The following is a 15,801-nucleotide window of genomic DNA, read 5'->3' as shown; positions in this document are numbered from 1 at the left end:
GGCAAGACCGACCCTAACCCGCTACCGAACGGAAAAACCAAGTGGTCGTCGTATTATGCTGCCGGCGCCGTCATCGGCTTCACCCCGCGCGATGTCGACGACTGTACGCTCTGGGAGTTTGCTGCCTGCACTGAAGGCTATCGCAAGGCTCACCAGACCGAAGACACGCCACCTCCCGCTATGGGCGATGAGCAGCTGGCAAATCTTGGAATTGAAGGATTTTGATGGATGGCGGCAACCACTGAAGATCTGGCGCGGCTGCTCGTCTCCATCGAATTTACGCAGAAGCAATCTGAGAAGCAACTTGCGGCGATCGCAAAGCGAGCTGGCCAGACCGCAAACGAAATCGAGACAAAATTCAAGAGGGCCAACGACAACGCGGCAAATAGCTTCGTTGGATCTGGCAAGAGGGTCGAGGCATCGCTTGGCGCCCAGCGCGCCGCAGTGCAGAACCTGTCCTTCCAGTTGAACGACATTGCGACGTCGCTTGCCGGCGGAGCGTCACCTTTCCAGGTGATGATGCAGCAAGGAAGCCAAGTGTCGCAGGCGCTATCGTCTACCGGAGGCGGCCTTGGCAGCATCGTTAAGACGCTCGGCGGCGCATTCTCTGCAATGGTCAGCCCGATCTCTCTGGCTTCGTTCGCGCTTATCGGCCTCGCCGGCGCGGCAGTGCAGTATTTCTCGACGCTGAAGTCTGACGTTCCGGACGCCGAGAAACTGCTCAAGGCCCATGCCGAGCTCATCCAGTCCTTCGATAAGGCGTGGGGCGTCGCAAAGGCCAGTGTCGAAGGCTATTCCGCGTCTGTGCAGAAGATTGAGCTGCAGAAGCTCAAGGATGAATTCGGCAGCCTGCAAAAAGCAATTGAGGCGACCGGCAAAGATCTCGCCGGCGATCTTCTCAGCGTTCCGATCGACGACTTCCATGGCGCGACACAGACCGTGCGCGACTTCCAGAAGGCGCTGGCGCTACTCCAGAAGGACGTTCCGGATTTTCGCGAATTCTCGCTGGAAATGGAGCGCATCGAGGGCATGAATGGCATCCCTGAGAATATCAGGGAGTTGGCCAAGCAACTCCGGCTGTCAGCCAACGAATCCCTGCCTCTGCAGGACGCAATCGAGGAGATCCAGAAGAGACTGAAGACGCTTCACCTCACCGGCGAACAGGCCAAAGAGGCTTTCGCCGCACTTACCGCCCAGGCACTCGGCCTTGGCACTCAAGGTGGCGACGCCATTTCGACGATTGCTGGCAAGATCAAGACAGACTTGATCCCGGCGATGGCTGAAGCTACGAACCAGGTTCTGGAATACGCCAAGAACTATCAGACGCTCCAGAACCAGGTAAACAAGAGCCCGCTCGGCACGATCCCCCCGGTGTATTCTGGCGGCGGCCGGTTTATGAACCGCGAAGAGGCGCGCCAGTTCGACATTGACGAGTCGCAGCTGGACGAGGTCGGAAAGTCTGCCGCAGCGCGCATGATCCGCTCTTTCGAGGGGTTCATCACCAACGCGAAATGGGACACGAACCATTATCGTGTCGGCTTCGGCTCAGATACGGCGACACGCGCCAACGGCCAGATTGAGGAGGTCACCAAGGATACCGTCGTCACACTCGATGATGCGCAGAGAGATCTGTCTCGCCGCATCATGGAGTTCCAGGACGGTATCCAGAAGGCGATTGGCATCGACACCTGGAAAAGCCTCTCTGAGGCTCAGCAGGCGGCGCTGACGTCGATCGCCTATAACTATGGGTCGCTGCCGGATGCGGTCGTTAAGGCGATCCAAGATGGCGGCGGGCCTGAGAAGGTGGCAAAGGCCATTGCGGCCCTGAGTTCGAATCCTGGCCGGCGCAAAGAGGAGGCGGAAGCCTATCTCTCCGGAACTGGCATCTCGATGAACGATGCCGGTCTCGGCAGCAAGAAGACGCCGGATAAGATATTCCAGGGCAACGTCGACGACATCCAGAAGCGCATCGACGTTCTGAACGCCGAATATGCGGCGCAGGCGAAGCTTAACCCGCTGATCAACGACTACGGTTTCGCGGTCGAGAAAGCGAAAATCCAGCAGCAACTCCTCTCCGAGGCGCAGCAGGCTGGCGTCACGATCACACCAGAACTTGCCGCAAGCATCGACACGCTGTCGACGAACTATGCCAAGGCGTCCTCGGCCAGTGAGGGTCTGAAGGTTTCGCAGGAGCGGCTGAAGAAGTCGGCCGAAGAGTTCCGCGATCTTGGCCGTGACGTTGTCGGTGGTTTTATCAGCGATCTCCGAAGCGGCAAGTCAGCAGCCGAGGCACTTGCCGGCGCACTCGACAAGGTCGTCGACAAGCTGATCGATGTTTCGCTCAATGCCATCTTTGGCGGGGCTGGCGGCGGCGGCCTGTTTGGTGGCGGCGGTGGCGCAGGCGGTCTCCTCGGCGGATTCCTTATCCCCGGCATCTTGCACTCCGGCGGCGTCGCTGGTTCGGATGGTTACGGCCACGGCCGCGCTGTTTCGCCAAAGACGTTCGCTGGCGCGAAGCGATACCACACCGGCGGTGTCGCGGGCCTGCAGCCTGGCGAAGTGCCGGCCATTCTGCAGCGAGGTGAGGTTGTTCTGCCGCGCGGCACGAAAGCAAGCGGCGGCGGGAAGACGCAGATCCAGGTAGGCGTCTCCGTCGACGACACCGGCGGCCTGCGGGCCTACGTGAAGAGCGTCAGCCAGGACACAGTGACCGCGGCAAGCCCCCGCATCTTGAGCGCCGCCAACCAGCAGGTGGTTCCGACCATGGCGAAATACCAGAACGACACCGCTGGCGGAGATTACAGGAATGGCTGACATCATCGAATGGCCGATCTGCTTGCTAACGCCGCAACAGGTGCAGGCCAATGTCGTCGCTTTCACGAGAAGCGGCGGCAAATCCCTGGGTGGCGTCGAGCCGGTTATCCGCACAGATCTTGGCTATTGGGCCATCGATTACACCGGTGTCGTTGTTCAGAACCGCTATCGCGACCAGTGGCGAACATGGCAGGCCATCAGGCAGAAGCTTGGCGGCCGCTACGGCCTGATTGCGGTGCGCGTTCCATCGTCGCTCTCGGCACCCTATGCGTCTGGCCGGTTCGAGTCGACGACCGAGGCGACGCATAGCGACGATACGACGTTCGGCGATGGCACTGAATACGAGCAGAATGCCATTTCGGTCGTGTCCGTCGGCGTCACGCCTCTGGCCGCCACGTCAATCAAGCTCCGCATTATCAAAGCCCAGGCCGATTTGGTTGGCGTGCGCTTCTCCTACAACAACGCGCTCTATGAAACCGGCCCGGTCTCCGAAATCGATGGCGACACATGGACGGTGTCGATATCGCCGAGCGTGCGCGAGCTCATTCCTGATGGCGCCGATTTGAATTTCGATCGCCCGACCTGCCTCTGCCATCTCGCTGAAGATCGCGGCATGGACATCTCGCAGGATGCCATCAACAAGGCCACACGGCCGAATGTCAGCTTCGTCGAGGCGACAGATTACTGGAATTCGCTGGTTTAGGCCGGCGACATTGATTGGAGGACGGTTTGGCCAGTCTTCGTGTTTTGTGCCAGGTGGAGCTTCCGTCTGGCACTCTTCGTTTTTGGGATGGGTCAGGTGGCCCGCTCATCGGCGCCGATGGCGAAGTCTATCGCGCTTGCACCCTCACAGAGGACGCGCTGGCGCAGATAGAGGCGGCAATCAACGCAGAGGCATTCACGCTATCGCTGGTGCTTTCTGGCATCAGAGAGGCGGAGAGCAACGCGATCTGGGCCGACTATCAGGCCGGCACCATCGTCGGATCCAAGTTTCGGATTCTGCTTCAGAAGTGCGACGATTACGATCAGCCGACCGGCTCACCCATTGTTAAATTCACTGGCACCATAGCCAATTTGAATTTCGTCGATAGCGCCAGCAATACCGGCATCAACTCCACGATTCAGGTGGATATCGCCAACCGCTTTACGCTGCGCTCGGTGACCAACGGCGCCGTTTTGTCAGACGTCGACCAGCGCGCTCGAGCGAAGATTTTAAATCCCTCAGCCGCGGACGACAAATTCTGCGAACGCATCCCTGGCTTGAAGGATCGGACGATCAGGTGGCCGCAGTGGTAGAGCAGACGCTTTTCGCCTTCCTGGCAGCGCAAGAGCGCAAAGCCTGGGATGCGGCGACTCTGAACTGCATGCTTTTTCCGGCCGCGTGGGCAATCTGGCTTGGCCATCGCGACCCAGTCGAGAACTGGCGTGGCGCGTTCGCCAGCGAGAATGAATACCTGGCCATTGTCAGGGCGGCCGGCGGTTGCGTGCCGCTGATGGAGAAGGCGGCTGAGCGCATCAATGCGCGGCGTCTGATGGTCCCTGTGTGCGGCGCCGTGGGCGTCATCGGGTCGCATACCAATTTCGATAGGCAGTTTGGCGCAATCTTCGACGGCCGCCGCTGGCTGGTGCGCTTCACCAATCGCATCGGGAGTATGGCCGCGCGCCCTTTGGCCATCTGGTCCATTTAGGAATTTTCCATGACTGGTCTTGAGCTTATCCCGCTGATCGTATCGTCAGCGGCAACGACGGTTGCAGCGGCGAACGCACTCTATCTCGGCACGGCCGCGCTCCTTTATGGCGGCTTGGCGGCAGGTCTCGGTTTTGTATCCAGGGCGCTTATGCCAAAGCCTTCGGTTCCGAAGCCAGAGGACGGAACATACAATCTAAAGCAGTCCGTGCCTTCGCTGCCGATCGTGCTCGGCCGCGTTAAGAAAGCCGGCGACTACGTCTTTCTTGAAGAAAAGAATGGTGTCGCATACCACATCATCGTCCACGCAGGCCATCGGATCCAAGGTTACGTTAAGCACTATCTTCACGACGAAGAGGTAACCATTGACGGCTCCGGCACTGTCGTGTCGCCAGCGCACTTCAATGATGACGGCAATGCCTACATCCACATAGAATCTAGGATTGGACAGTCCGGCGAGACTGCATACTCTTCGGTTGTCGGCGCATTCCCAACGATATGGTCGAACAATCATCGCGGTGATGGCCTTGCATCAGTCGAAATGCATTGCTTCACGGCACCGTCGAAGGACTATCTGAAGATTTATCCTAACCAGATGCCGGAGCATTCGGCGGTCATTGATGGGATGCCGCTCTACGATCCACGCACCGGCACGACAGCCTTTACCAATAATTTGGCAATCATGCGATTGTGGCATTTGACCAGCCCATACGGCGGCAAGCTGTCATTGAGCGACATGTACCTGCCTGACTGGATAAACGCAGCCAATGTCTGTGGCCAGAACGTCACCAATCGAAGCGGCGGCACTGAAAACCGCTATGACGGCGGAATGTGGTTCAGGGCGAACAGCGACCCAATCGAGGTTGGCCGCACACTGGATCAAGCGGCTGAGCTCGTTGTCTATGAGCGTGCCGATGGCCTGATCGGCGTTCATGCCGGCGAATATGTCGAGCCGACAATTACACTCACCCGAAACGAGATCTTCTCGTTCGGCCTCAATGCGAACGTCGATCCAGCCACTACCGTTCTCGCAGTCCGTGGGCGCTTCACCGATCCGAGTGATCTTTACAACACCAATGACGCCGCCATCTATGGCAATCCATACATCGGCGAGGACACAGAGCGGACGCTGACTGTCGACAACGTGGCAGTGCAATCGCACAACCACATACAGCGCCTGCAGAAGCTGGCATATATCCGGCGCAACGGCGCCAGGGTCAGCATCACGGCTCATTATGATCCAGACAATGACGTTGCCTATCATCGGTTCATTCGCGTCCAGTATTCTCCGAAGCTTTCGGATGCCGTGATCGAGATTACATCAAAGGTGACAATCTCTCTCAGAGATATGACCGTTACCTTCAGCGGGATCGTCGTTCCGTCTGGGCTGTATGATTTCAATGCGGCAACTGAAGAGGGTGAGCCGGGATCGTCGATCGTCATCATTCCACCCAGCAGCGCTCCGGTTCCGGTCAACTTCGACGTTGTCATCCAGACGGAGATCGTTTCTGGAGGATCTTCTGCGGCCTATGCCCTGGCCACTTGGGACTTCGCTTCAGCATCCCTGACATACGAGCTTGAGTGGGAAAAGGTAACTGGCTCAACAGGACCGCAATCAGTGATCTCAACCGCTGGCGAGACGCAGGTGCGCTCAAGCTATTTGGCGGACGGCACGCAATACAAGTTCCGTCTGCGGACTTGGGCGGGCGGCGCGAGTTCAAGTTGGACTGCCTACGAGATACGAACAGCAACGGCGGACTCGACACCGCCTGGCGTCGTCACTGGCGCATCAGCAACGGGCGGTGCTGGACAGGCCACGTTCAACTGGACGGCGCCTAACAGCGCTAACTACGCAGCCGCGCGGATCTATACTAACACGGTCAATAGTTTTTCCGGTTCGACGCTCGTTGCGACCGAATATGGGCCTCCCAGCTCAGCTGACAGTCGCATTGTCACCGGCCTATCGGCTGGCATCAAATACGGCTTCATTGAAGCCATCAATGCATCTGGCATTGCTGCGACTCCGCAAGCAACCGGCTCATTCACCGTTACCTAATATCTGGAGTGCATATGCCCGCACCTACAGCAGCCATCGCATGGCGCGATTTCGTAACCGACGGCGTGCCGTCTTCCGGCAATCACAATCCAGACAAATTGGAGATCCGCTCCTGGGGCCTGTGGCTGGAATCGTTCATATCGGCCATCGGCGCGAATAGCGGCTCTGTCTTCACCACCCGCGCAGCCCTGTTCGCCGACCTGGCTCATGCCGCAAACTCGATGGCGTGGGTAATCGGTGACACGACTGTCGCCTACAATGGCATATACCGGAAGAGCGGCGCGTCAGGAACCGGATCCTGGACGCGGGTTGCGGACCTTCCATACAGCTTCATCACCGCACTAGACGTCGGTGCTGGCACGCCGAACGCGATTCAGGCGACAACGACGGTTCCGGTCTCCGAATCGGCGCTCATCGTTATGAACATCTTCGAGGCCAATACCGGATCGCCGGTAACGGTCTCGTTCAATGGTGGATCGACGCTCACCGTCAAGAGCAACAGTGGGAATGACATCTCGGCCGGCGGCCTGACGGCCAACATGCGGGTGCTAGGCGTCATTTCCGGCACCGAATTCCGGCTGGTCAGTGACCAGGTCTCGGCCGCGATCGTGGCTGCGGCTGAAGCAGCAGCTGCGTCGGCTGCCTCCTCAGCATCGACCGCCACGAGCGCCGCGGCCACGGCGGTTGCCGCCGCGGCATCGATCACCAATATCCCGATCGTCTTCAAGGTTTTTGGCGATCTGACCGCAGACACCGTTTTGAGTTATTCTGGCTCGTTCCCGGTTGTCGCAGGCTCAACCGTCGTGCAGGTCTCGTCGAAGGGGTGGAGCTATATCGTCGCCGCTTCCGGCGCGAGCGATTATCACATTATCACGGCAGGCGGGGTGAAACTTTATGCGCTGCCGTTCAACGGTTATGTGAACATCGAGCAGTTCATTCAGGCCGGTTACGTCAACAGCACGACCAACGTCCTGGCCGCTTTCACTGCGGCTATCGCAACGGCGCATCGTGTCAAAGGCGACCCCGAGCACATCTACGGCATAAATGGCAAGATCACGCTCGCGGCCAGCACTTGGCTCGAGGACATCTCCGCGAAGCAGCTGGCGCCGCATGCCACCACCAGTGTCGTAACAATCGGCTCGGCGGCAGTCAGCAACGTGACTTTAAAGCGCGTCAAGGTCGATCGTAACGGAGACGGCACCGGTGGCTCGCTTGGCGGCGCAGCCGGCATCTCCATCAGCGGCGGCTCGGGCCATTATCTCGAAGACGTCGAAGTGTTCGGGTCGGATATCGGCACCGGCATCGTGGTCAGCAGCGCGACAGATTTCCAGATTGTTAGGCCGCATGTGCACGACATCCTTTACGTGTCGGCATCTCTACCTTCTGATGACCAGGCTCAGGGTTTGTGGCTTAGCAGCTGCTCGGATTTCTCTGTTATCGAGCCGAAGATCCATCACATAGGTGGCATCGTCGGCGGCTCGTTCCGGCGCGCGTTCGGCCGCATGATGCCGATCGGCCTTGGGTGCTCTTACTTCCGCGTCATTGGTGGGGAGCTTTACGATGGCGACGTCGGCATTGATCTGACAGGGTCGAAGGGCAACGTCAACTTTGCCCTTATGGGCGTAACCGTGCGCGACGTCGAGACCTGGGGAATCAAGCTGGCGAACTACAATCGCTTTGGCGAGGTGATTGGCTGCAACGTCCATCGCGCAGGCTCTGCCGGTTTTGTCGGCTCTGGGCCGACCGTGGACGTGGATCCTGATACGCCTGTGCCAGACAGCTTGCCGCGGCATGTGACCTTCACCAGTTGCGGCGCCTGGGACACCGGCAACGGTAACACCGGCCGTGGGACGTCGCAGCCAGCGGGCTTCTTGATCACTCCCGGCGCGGCGCCGTCATACCAGGACTTCCCGCGCGGTTACCGAATGATCGGCTGCACCGCCTATGACAACCAAACAACCAAAACTCAGTATCACGGCTTCAGGTGCGAAACGACTTTCGGCGGCGCGCCGTTGAACGAAGTGATCAACTGTAAGTCAGGCGGATACGCAGCCGGCGGCCAGCATGTGGCTTTGTTCCCGTATCCAGCATGTCGTGCCTACAATAGCGCCGCGGTCTCGATACCGAACAACTCCTCGACGATCGTATCATTCAACGCCGAGGACTTCGACGGCTCGGCGATGCATAGCCTCGTGTCGAACACCGATGCAATATTTGTCCAAGAGCCCGGATGGTATCGGGTCGAGGGTCAGGCCACTTTCGCTCAGAACGGGACTGGCTTGCGTAGTGCCATCGTCAGCTTCGGAGGCATAAATTTGACTCGCATCGCGGATGCGCAAGGCGGGAGCTCGGCGAACGATACGACGGTTCGGGTCAGCGGCATGGTCTACGTCAGCGACGTCACCGGCAGCTTCAAGCTAAGTCTGTACCAAAATTCAGGCGGCGCGCTGAACGCGAGCAACGTGCAGCTTTCGGTGACGAGGTCGATGCCGAACAACTGACGCTTCTTGACTTGGGATTCTAAATGAAGAACGGTCCGTGATCGACCGGAGGGCGTTTATGAATCTCATTGACCTGATAAATCGTAAAGATCAGCGCCTGACGCTGAATGGAAATTGGCGGCAGATCAAGGTTAGCTACAACGGCGCTGTGTGGCGCGGCGCCGAATTCTCTGACGGGGCTTCATGCACCATAAGCGGCATCGACAAGGTCTACAGGCTCGCGTCTCTCCCGGGAGCAATTGGTTGGTTTGTTCGGCTTCGAAATATTGCCAAGTTGCCGGTTAATTTGTTTTCGCGGCGAGCGCGGGTGGAGATAGCCCTCTGGAAGAATGGGAAGCGTTTTGCGGCCCAACGGTTGAGGTTCGGCTTATCGGCGGTTGCGGTACCTATGCCGTGGACGAAAAAGCTGGGATCGATACCCGACGGCGCTGAATTGCATCTGTCATTCAAAGCCCCCAAGGGCTATTCCGTTGAGCTTCTTGCGCATAAGGCGCTCGATCGCGCAGACCTCTTAAAACGAGCCACCGGCAACGGAATCGAGATCGGCCCAGGGCCAAGACCTCAAGTACACCAAAGCGCCGCGACGTCGGTTCGATATGTTGAGGAAATGCCTATAGACAAATGGGCGGAACTCTATGATCCAACGGGAAAATACGGGACGCCGCAGGCCGACTTTTCGAAATATGTTATCGGAACCGCTGACAACCTGCCGGCTGACGATAACTCACTTGACTTCATCTTCAGTAGTCATGTGTTTGAACATCTCGCCAATCCTCTCGGGCATCTGGTCAGATGGCGGGACAAGCTGGCCGCTGGCGGCGTTATCTTGGCGGTGATCCCGGAGATGCACTCGACAAAGGACGCGACCGGAAAGCCGTCGACGATCGAAGAGATTGAGATCGAATTCAACGCCGGGATCTGGCGCCCGACACTGGCTCACTACGAGCGATATTTCAGCCTCCGCGGCATGCCACAGTCAGCGAACGAAATGATGGAGAAGAACAGCTCAATCCACGTTCACTTCTACGACAAACACAATCTCGCAATCCTGCTGGAAAAGGCAGTGAAAGAGCATGGATTCTCGTCCTACGAGATCATCCACACCGAGAACCATAAGGACTTCTATTTTTCGATCTGGAAATAGACAAGGGACTTGGCGGGCCGCGAGGCTAGCTCGCCGTACCGGTTGCTATCGTGTCTGAGGTATTCGATCAGTTTTGTTGGCCCGAATTTCTGGCCATCTCGTCGGTTTTCCTGGATCGGTTGCGGAGGCCATGACAGCCGCAATAATGCATGCGCAAACCATCCCAATCGCGGCAAATCGGTATGTCGTTACCCAAATACAGCTATCCATGCAGCCTCAATGACATCGCTTCGGCGCGTCCTCGATCTGTTCCAGGATCTGAATAAGTCCCAGGACTGCGTTGGCGTTGAGACCCGCCAGAATGAGACCGGAGCGCTCAGTAACCTCGCCGGTGCGCCAATCGAAAATTGTCCATGTCTGGTCCGTTTCTTTGCGGGCGCCAAAGCGCGGGATCTCGATCATGAATTCGTCTCCATCGCTCCGGACACGGTAGGCCGCGTTGCGTCTAAAACGCAGCCGCAGCCTTGCCAAACACGAAGTCAGCTTCCGTTCCATCATTAAGGCGGACTCGACCAGAGCCATCAACTTTATTTGCCTCACGGGTGGCGATTACAAAGCCTTTGCGGCCATCGGAGCACTGAACCGGCATAGAGATCGTGATAGACTGGTCCAATGCATTGTATGTGCCGGCGCACTTTGTCTCTTTGCCCTTCAGCTTGCCGGCCACCGTGAATGATCCACCGGACACTGCGGCGGTTGCGGTTCCTCGCATCACCTCGCCGTTACTCGAAATGACAGCGACTGGCACGGTGAAGCCGCACGACGACAAACACGCCGCGACAGCGGCGACAACAAGAATGTTAGATTTCATAGAAAGTCCCTCAACCCACGCGCGTAATCTGCACGAATGGTGGTGTGGGGTCAAGGCGTAACGGCGCGCCGTCCCGTCCTGATCGTCGCCGTGCTCTCGCATCTGCTTTTCGTTGGATCTTCATTGTAGCCCGGCGTCAGCCCTTTCGCTCCCGCTCAGGCGTCCACTCTTCACCTCTGTCAATGAAGTTTAGGCCGATCCCTTAGGCGGGCCTAACCCACCACAAAAACCGGAGCCAACCCATTGCTTCGCACGCTTTTCACAGGCGCGCGTGACGCTGTCGCGCGCGTGCTCATCCCCGATGCGGCCAGCATATTCAAGCGCGCCTGGTCGCTACGGCTCATCGAGCTGGCGGCGCTGGCAGACATCATCCTCAACCTCGTGCCAGTCGTCTCCGATTACCTGCCGTGGTGGCTGACGCTCGCGCTGCTCGTCGGCGCATGGATTGCGCGCCACCTCATCCAGCCTGAAAAGGAGCCTGCCGATGGCGACAAGGCTTAGAAAAACTGGCGGCGGTCTCGCTGCCATTACGCTCGCAGGCGCGCTTGCGGTGCAGACAGTCGGCGGATTCGAAGGGCTGAAACTCTATGCCTACCGCGATGTGGTGGGCATCTGGACCGCCTGTTACGGCGAGACCAAGGGCATAAAGCCCGGCATGAAGTTCTCCAAAGCCGATTGCGACAACCTGCTGATCGACAGCCTGGTCGAGCACGAGGCTGGGATGCGCGGATGCCTCAAGGCGCCTGACGCCTTGCCAATCCAGACATATATCGCCGGCGTCTCGCTGACCTATAATATCGGTCCTGGCGGCTTCTGCGGCTCGACCGTGGCGCGCAAGCTGAATGCCGGAGACATCCGCGGCGCCTGCGACGCCTTTCTCATGTGGGACAAGGCGAAGGGGCGCAAGATTGCCGGCCTGACGAAACGCCGCGTCGCCGAACGGGGGCTCTGCCTGCAGGGCGTCGCATGATCGGAGCGCTCGCAAAACTCATCGGCGTGGACAAATGGCTGGTCAGCGTTGTCGCTGTCGTGGCCATTGCAGGCGGGCTCTTCTGGGCCGGCCTGGCGGTCTACAACCACATCTACGATAGCGGTTATGACGCGGCAGTCAGGGTGAAGAACGCAGAGATCGCCGAGCTCAAGCAGGCCGCGTCGGATGCTCTCAACAAGGAAGTTGAGCGGCAGGCTTCGGTGCAAAACGCCGCCAAGGCACGCGAAGCCGCCCGCATCGCCGAGATGCAGGCCGAAAACGAAAATCTACAATTTCAAATTCAGGAGCTGCAGCGTGAGGCTGATGAAGATCCTAGCGCTGATGTGCCTGTGCTTGGCGCTCCCAGCGTGCGCCGTGTCAACAAGGTCCGCTAAACTCGTCGTGCCGCCTCCGCCGCCGAAACTGGTGCGACCGGACAGCGCGCTGACGGCTCGATGCCTTGGGCCGGTCGATCTCGGCGACAAAGCGCTGACGCAAGCGCAACTGGAAAAACTCTGGATCACCGATCGAGAGCGGCTTCTGACATGCATCCGGCGCCACTTGGCGCTGCGCGATTTCTATGCCGACCGCGACGGCGGTCTGGAGCGCAAGCCATGACCGGACCAGAAATCATGGCCGTTGTTGGCTTCGGCCTGGCTGTCTTCGGCACAATCTTCGCCATATGGAAATACCTCGACAGCAAGTTGATGATCCAGCGGCGCGACACCGAAAAGGTTGCCGAAGAATTGGCCCAACATCGGCTTCATGTCGCGGAGTCCTACGTTTCCAAAGCCGGACTGCGTGAGACTACAGATCAGATTATGGAAGCCATCAGCGGCGTGAAAGCCGCCGTCGATAATATGACGCTGCGCGTTGATCGCATCGTCGAAAACCAGCCCAGACGCACCACCACGCGCGGCTAATTCCTCTCCCAATTCTCCTGGATATCATCATGGCAACCGAACTTCTCGCGGTGGGCTCCACCGCGGCCAATTCTGCTGATCTCGTTGTAGCCTCCGGCTCCACCGTCCTTATCGGCATAAAGGGCGCCACCACCGCGCAGGCGCGCGTGCGCATTACTGTCAAGGATGACGCGGGCGGCTATACCGACGTTGGTGAACTGACGCCTTTCCGCCCCGCGATCGCGATCACCGCGCCAGGCACCTACCGCTTCAGCCGCGTCGCTGGCGAAATGTGTGGTGTCTTCAGTGCTTGATAGCAGTACGTTTCTAAGTTCGCCGCTCTCGCCATTTGGAAGGTATAGCGTCGCTGGCCGAATTCCTGGCGGTGGCGGAGGCGGCTTGCCGTCTCTGGCGCCATATACATTCGAGGCGGAGACCAACGCTCTCGCCGCGGCCATTACCGCGCCAACGACCAATGCCAAGCGGTCGATGAACCGCGCCATCAAGCGTCTCAAGGCGGCAGGCATCTGGTCCAGGGCTGTGGGGATGGGCTTCCTCGTTGGCCCTGATGAGGCGACTGCCCTGCGCTGGTGGAATGACCCATCTCGCACCTGTACGAAGATCAGCACTCCTGGCCTTCAATACCGGTTTTGGCTGGACAGCGACGGCGAACGGCCAGGCCCTCAATACCGGCTTGTTAGCCAGCGATCTGAACGGCGCAGGCGGCACCGCCCCGACCGACCTGGGTGCTTACGTCTATTGCACCAATGCGGTTACCGGCAGCAGCAACAGCGACATGGGCGCTATCAACGCCTCGTCTCAAGGTATCAACATTTGCGCCCGTCGAGCGACAAACGACAACCAGACGATACGTCTGGCGTCGGCTGCGATCACTACCATCGCGGCGGATGGCGATACTGACGGCGCCGGTCTTACGGGCGCGAGCCGTTTCGATGCGGCAAACATAACGGGATCCCACCTCGGGGTTGCCAAGAACACGGTCGCCGCTGCCTCTGTCGCCCTGCCTTCGATCCCGATCTACTTGCTTGCTCACAACGCAAACGGTTCAGTCTCGAGTTTCTCGCCACGCCGCCTCGCATTCTGGTACGTGGGCCGAGGCCTGACCAACTCCCAAGAGATCGAACTTAATTCCATCTGCGCCGAGTATCTGGCGGCAGCTGGTTACGGGCATGCATACGTCGAGGAAGTGGGGGTTGGCACCCAGTCGATCACCGTGGACTTCATCGGCTACGGCTTCGAGGCTCAAACGGTCCTCGCCTGCCTCCAGGCCGCTCGAAACGGGTTGACCGTTGCCATGGTTGGCGGTTGGCGTGATCGCTTCAACTTCGGCGGCATGTCGTCAGGCGGTCTTGGCTTCGGCGACATCCTTAATACCGCCGCGTTTGGGGGTCTGGTCAACTGGCTCATTAAGCGCATCCAGGCGATTGGCAACCAGGCGAGTCCTCAATACTATTTTGAGCCCAGATGGATGCAATGGGCGCTACGCGAGCTGCTCACGTTCGAGAAGAATGGCGGGTATAACATCCCCATTTATCAGACGAATGGCGTCCTGTCCGTCACCAAAGATCCAGCCACCAAGGCTGTCACCTCAGTCACCACAGTGGACGGGCGAACCTTCAACATTAAGGGCTGGTACGATGGCTCGTATGAGAAGGACTTAGCCGCTGCGGCTGGTTGCTCGTATCGGATCGGACGAGAAGCTGCAACGGGCGGTGCAGGAGAGCAGTACAACGGCATTCGCGCCACCTACAACGAGTACGCGGGCGTCGATCCGTGGAAGACGCCGGGGGATACGAGTAGCGGTCTGATCAACATGATTCAGGCGGTCAAGTCGACCTTTACGCCCGCCCTCAACACTTTGCCTGCGGCGGGCACAGCTCATGACAAAGAGCAGGCTTTCAACTTCCGTCTGACGATGACCAATTCGCCCAAATGGCGCCGGCCGCTGCCAAGCTCGCCGCCGCCCGGGTTCGACATCGCGGATTACGAAATCCTGCTGCGCTTCATGGCGGCAAACCCAACCAAGACGAGTTTCACCGACTACTTCAAGGCGGATGCCGTCTTCACTGCCAGCGGCGAAAGCAAGTTCGACGTGAACAACCGCGCCGGGCCTGCGGCGCCGTCGACTGACTTCATCGGCAAGAACTGGGGCTATTCGCTCGCTCCCTATGCGACCCGTGAAGTCATGTGGAAAGCGCATTGGTACTGGATCATGGGCATGCTGTATCTGATACAGTATGGCACCGATCCGCGCATCCCTGCCACCCTCAAGACCAATTGCCTGAATTGGGGTCTCTGCGCCGATCATTACCACTCGCCGCACGAGAACGACACGGTCGGTATGAACCCGCAGATGTACGTTCGCGAGGCGCGCCGTCTAATCGGTGTCGCCACTATGACGGGCGACGAGCTGAAGCGCGGCGACGGTGGTGTGCCATCGATCTCGACCAACACGATTTCCATGATCTCGTATTTCATGGACAGTCACGCTATCCAGTACATCGCCTACGAAAAGACGGCCGGAAACTGGATCGTGGCCGGCGAAGGCGGGTTCGGCGAGCCGGAAGGTTCATTGGGCGGCGCAGACGGCATGTTCCCGCTTCCGTTGGAAATCGCGACGCCTGTTGCCTCGGAGTGCACCAACGGCTTCGTGGGCTTCGGCTTCTCGACCACCCATATCGCGTTCGCAGCCTGCCGAATGGAACCGACCGCATGGCAGGCCGGCCAAAGCCTTGGCCAAGTGGCTGCGGAAGCGATCAAGAACAATCGCACATTCCAGGATGCGGCGAACTATCCGGCCGCACGCACGGCGCTGCTGGCGAATGCCTTCGCACTCAGCAATGAGACTGTGCCGGTACTCGCACAGACTACCTAAACTCCAGCCGCCTCGCCTTA

General features: G+C 58.9%; 16 protein-coding genes. 14 read left to right on the top strand and 2 right to left on the bottom strand.

Features of this window, described 5'->3' with window-relative positions:
• The first annotated feature begins 228 nt into the window (after nt 1–228).
• Genes J2J99_RS13565 through J2J99_RS13535 form a run of 7 tightly spaced genes read left to right on the top strand, consistent with a single transcriptional unit; the run spans nt 229 to nt 10,202 of the window.
• On the top strand, nt 229–2,814 hold the full coding sequence (locus J2J99_RS13565; RefSeq protein WP_168302045.1) for a phage tail length tape measure family protein: 2,586 nt from the start codon (nt 229–231) through the stop codon (nt 2,812–2,814).
• Nucleotides 2,807–3,517 carry a hypothetical protein gene (locus J2J99_RS13560; RefSeq protein ID WP_168302046.1) on the top strand — a complete coding sequence of 237 codons (711 nt, stop codon included), beginning with the start codon at nt 2,807–2,809 and terminating at the stop codon, nt 3,515–3,517. The genes J2J99_RS13565 and J2J99_RS13560 overlap by 8 nt, the downstream gene beginning before the upstream one ends.
• 26 nt (nt 3,518–3,543) lie before the next feature.
• On the top strand, nt 3,544–4,110 hold the full coding sequence (locus tag J2J99_RS13555; protein ID WP_205919270.1) for a hypothetical protein: 567 nt from the start codon (nt 3,544–3,546) through the stop codon (nt 4,108–4,110).
• A complete protein-coding gene (locus J2J99_RS13550; protein WP_168302047.1) occupies nt 4,104–4,502 on the top strand; it encodes a hypothetical protein in 399 nt (132 codons plus the stop codon). Before J2J99_RS13555 ends, J2J99_RS13550 begins: the two co-directional genes overlap by 7 nt.
• Nucleotides 4,503–4,511: 9 nt before the next feature.
• Nucleotides 4,512–6,557, top strand: a complete 2,046-nt coding sequence (locus tag J2J99_RS13545) for a phage tail protein (RefSeq protein WP_168302048.1) — start codon at nt 4,512–4,514, stop codon at nt 6,555–6,557.
• 14 nt (nt 6,558–6,571) lie between these two features.
• Nucleotides 6,572–9,058 carry a hypothetical protein gene (locus tag J2J99_RS13540; RefSeq protein WP_168302370.1) on the top strand — a complete coding sequence of 829 codons (2,487 nt, stop codon included), beginning with the start codon at nt 6,572–6,574 and terminating at the stop codon, nt 9,056–9,058.
• Between the two features lie 58 nt (nt 9,059–9,116).
• A complete protein-coding gene (locus J2J99_RS13535) occupies nt 9,117–10,202 on the top strand; it encodes a class I SAM-dependent methyltransferase (RefSeq protein ID WP_207600926.1) in 1,086 nt (361 codons plus the stop codon).
• Nucleotides 10,203–10,418: 216 nt separating this feature from the next.
• Here the strand turns inward: J2J99_RS13535 and J2J99_RS13530 are convergent, their stop codons facing one another.
• A complete protein-coding gene (locus J2J99_RS13530; RefSeq protein ID WP_168302368.1) occupies nt 10,419–10,604 on the bottom strand; it encodes a hypothetical protein in 186 nt (61 codons plus the stop codon).
• Between the two features lie 43 nt (nt 10,605–10,647).
• Nucleotides 10,648–11,013: a hypothetical protein gene (locus J2J99_RS13525; protein ID WP_168302367.1), complete on the bottom strand. Its 366-nt coding sequence runs from the start codon at nt 11,011–11,013 to the stop codon at nt 10,648–10,650.
• Between the two features lie 243 nt (nt 11,014–11,256).
• Here J2J99_RS13525 and J2J99_RS13520 point away from each other — a divergent pair, with 243 nt between their 5' ends.
• From J2J99_RS13520 to J2J99_RS13490, 7 genes are all read left to right on the top strand, one after another.
• The gene (locus tag J2J99_RS13520) at nt 11,257–11,514 is read left to right on the top strand and encodes a hypothetical protein (protein WP_168302366.1); all 258 of its coding nucleotides are present in this window, start codon (nt 11,257–11,259) and stop codon (nt 11,512–11,514) included.
• Entirely contained in the window at nt 11,498–11,983 is a 486-nt protein-coding gene (locus J2J99_RS13515; RefSeq protein WP_168302365.1) for a lysozyme, read from the top strand. The genes J2J99_RS13520 and J2J99_RS13515 overlap by 17 nt, the downstream gene beginning before the upstream one ends.
• Nucleotides 11,980–12,378 carry a hypothetical protein gene (locus tag J2J99_RS13510; protein WP_168302364.1) on the top strand — a complete coding sequence of 133 codons (399 nt, stop codon included), beginning with the start codon at nt 11,980–11,982 and terminating at the stop codon, nt 12,376–12,378. The genes J2J99_RS13515 and J2J99_RS13510 overlap by 4 nt, the downstream gene beginning before the upstream one ends.
• Nucleotides 12,359–12,601: an anaerobic dehydrogenase gene (locus tag J2J99_RS13505; protein WP_246763141.1), complete on the top strand. Its 243-nt coding sequence runs from the start codon at nt 12,359–12,361 to the stop codon at nt 12,599–12,601. Before J2J99_RS13510 ends, J2J99_RS13505 begins: the two co-directional genes overlap by 20 nt.
• Nucleotides 12,598–12,906: a hypothetical protein gene (locus tag J2J99_RS13500; protein WP_168302362.1), complete on the top strand. Its 309-nt coding sequence runs from the start codon at nt 12,598–12,600 to the stop codon at nt 12,904–12,906. The genes J2J99_RS13505 and J2J99_RS13500 overlap by 4 nt, the downstream gene beginning before the upstream one ends.
• Before the next feature lie 29 nt (nt 12,907–12,935).
• Nucleotides 12,936–13,199, top strand: coding sequence for a hypothetical protein (locus tag J2J99_RS13495; protein WP_168302361.1), 264 nt, complete (start codon nt 12,936–12,938; stop codon nt 13,197–13,199).
• A 281-nt stretch (nt 13,200–13,480) separates the two neighbouring features.
• On the top strand, nt 13,481–15,781 hold the full coding sequence (locus tag J2J99_RS13490) for an FAD-dependent oxidoreductase (RefSeq protein ID WP_207600925.1): 2,301 nt from the start codon (nt 13,481–13,483) through the stop codon (nt 15,779–15,781).
• Nucleotides 15,782–15,801: the final 20 nt, after the last annotated feature.

The sequence above is a fragment of the Rhizobium binae genome (assembly GCF_017357225.1).
Taxonomy (GTDB): domain Bacteria; phylum Pseudomonadota; class Alphaproteobacteria; order Rhizobiales; family Rhizobiaceae; genus Rhizobium; species Rhizobium binae.
Note: the sequence above shows the minus strand (reverse complement) of the source record. Positions and strands in the feature narration are given on the sequence as shown.

Coding starts and splice junctions, on each gene's coding strand:
- J2J99_RS13515 (WP_168302365.1), top strand. CDS start 11,498: ATGGCGACAAGGCTTAGAAAAACTGGCGGCGGTCTCGCTGCCATTACG.
- J2J99_RS13530 (WP_168302368.1), bottom strand. CDS start 10,604: ATGATCGAGATCCCGCGCTTTGGCGCCCGCAAAGAAACGGACCAGACA.
- J2J99_RS13565 (WP_168302045.1), top strand. CDS start 229: ATGGCGGCAACCACTGAAGATCTGGCGCGGCTGCTCGTCTCCATCGAA.
- J2J99_RS13495 (WP_168302361.1), top strand. CDS start 12,936: ATGGCAACCGAACTTCTCGCGGTGGGCTCCACCGCGGCCAATTCTGCT.
- J2J99_RS13500 (WP_168302362.1), top strand. CDS start 12,598: ATGACCGGACCAGAAATCATGGCCGTTGTTGGCTTCGGCCTGGCTGTC.
- J2J99_RS13545 (WP_168302048.1), top strand. CDS start 4,512: ATGACTGGTCTTGAGCTTATCCCGCTGATCGTATCGTCAGCGGCAACG.
- J2J99_RS13525 (WP_168302367.1), bottom strand. CDS start 11,013: ATGAAATCTAACATTCTTGTTGTCGCCGCTGTCGCGGCGTGTTTGTCG.
- J2J99_RS13535 (WP_207600926.1), top strand. CDS start 9,117: ATGAATCTCATTGACCTGATAAATCGTAAAGATCAGCGCCTGACGCTG.
- J2J99_RS13560 (WP_168302046.1), top strand. CDS start 2,807: ATGGCTGACATCATCGAATGGCCGATCTGCTTGCTAACGCCGCAACAG.
- J2J99_RS13510 (WP_168302364.1), top strand. CDS start 11,980: ATGATCGGAGCGCTCGCAAAACTCATCGGCGTGGACAAATGGCTGGTC.
- J2J99_RS13540 (WP_168302370.1), top strand. CDS start 6,572: ATGCCCGCACCTACAGCAGCCATCGCATGGCGCGATTTCGTAACCGAC.
- J2J99_RS13490 (WP_207600925.1), top strand. CDS start 13,481: ATGACCCATCTCGCACCTGTACGAAGATCAGCACTCCTGGCCTTCAAT.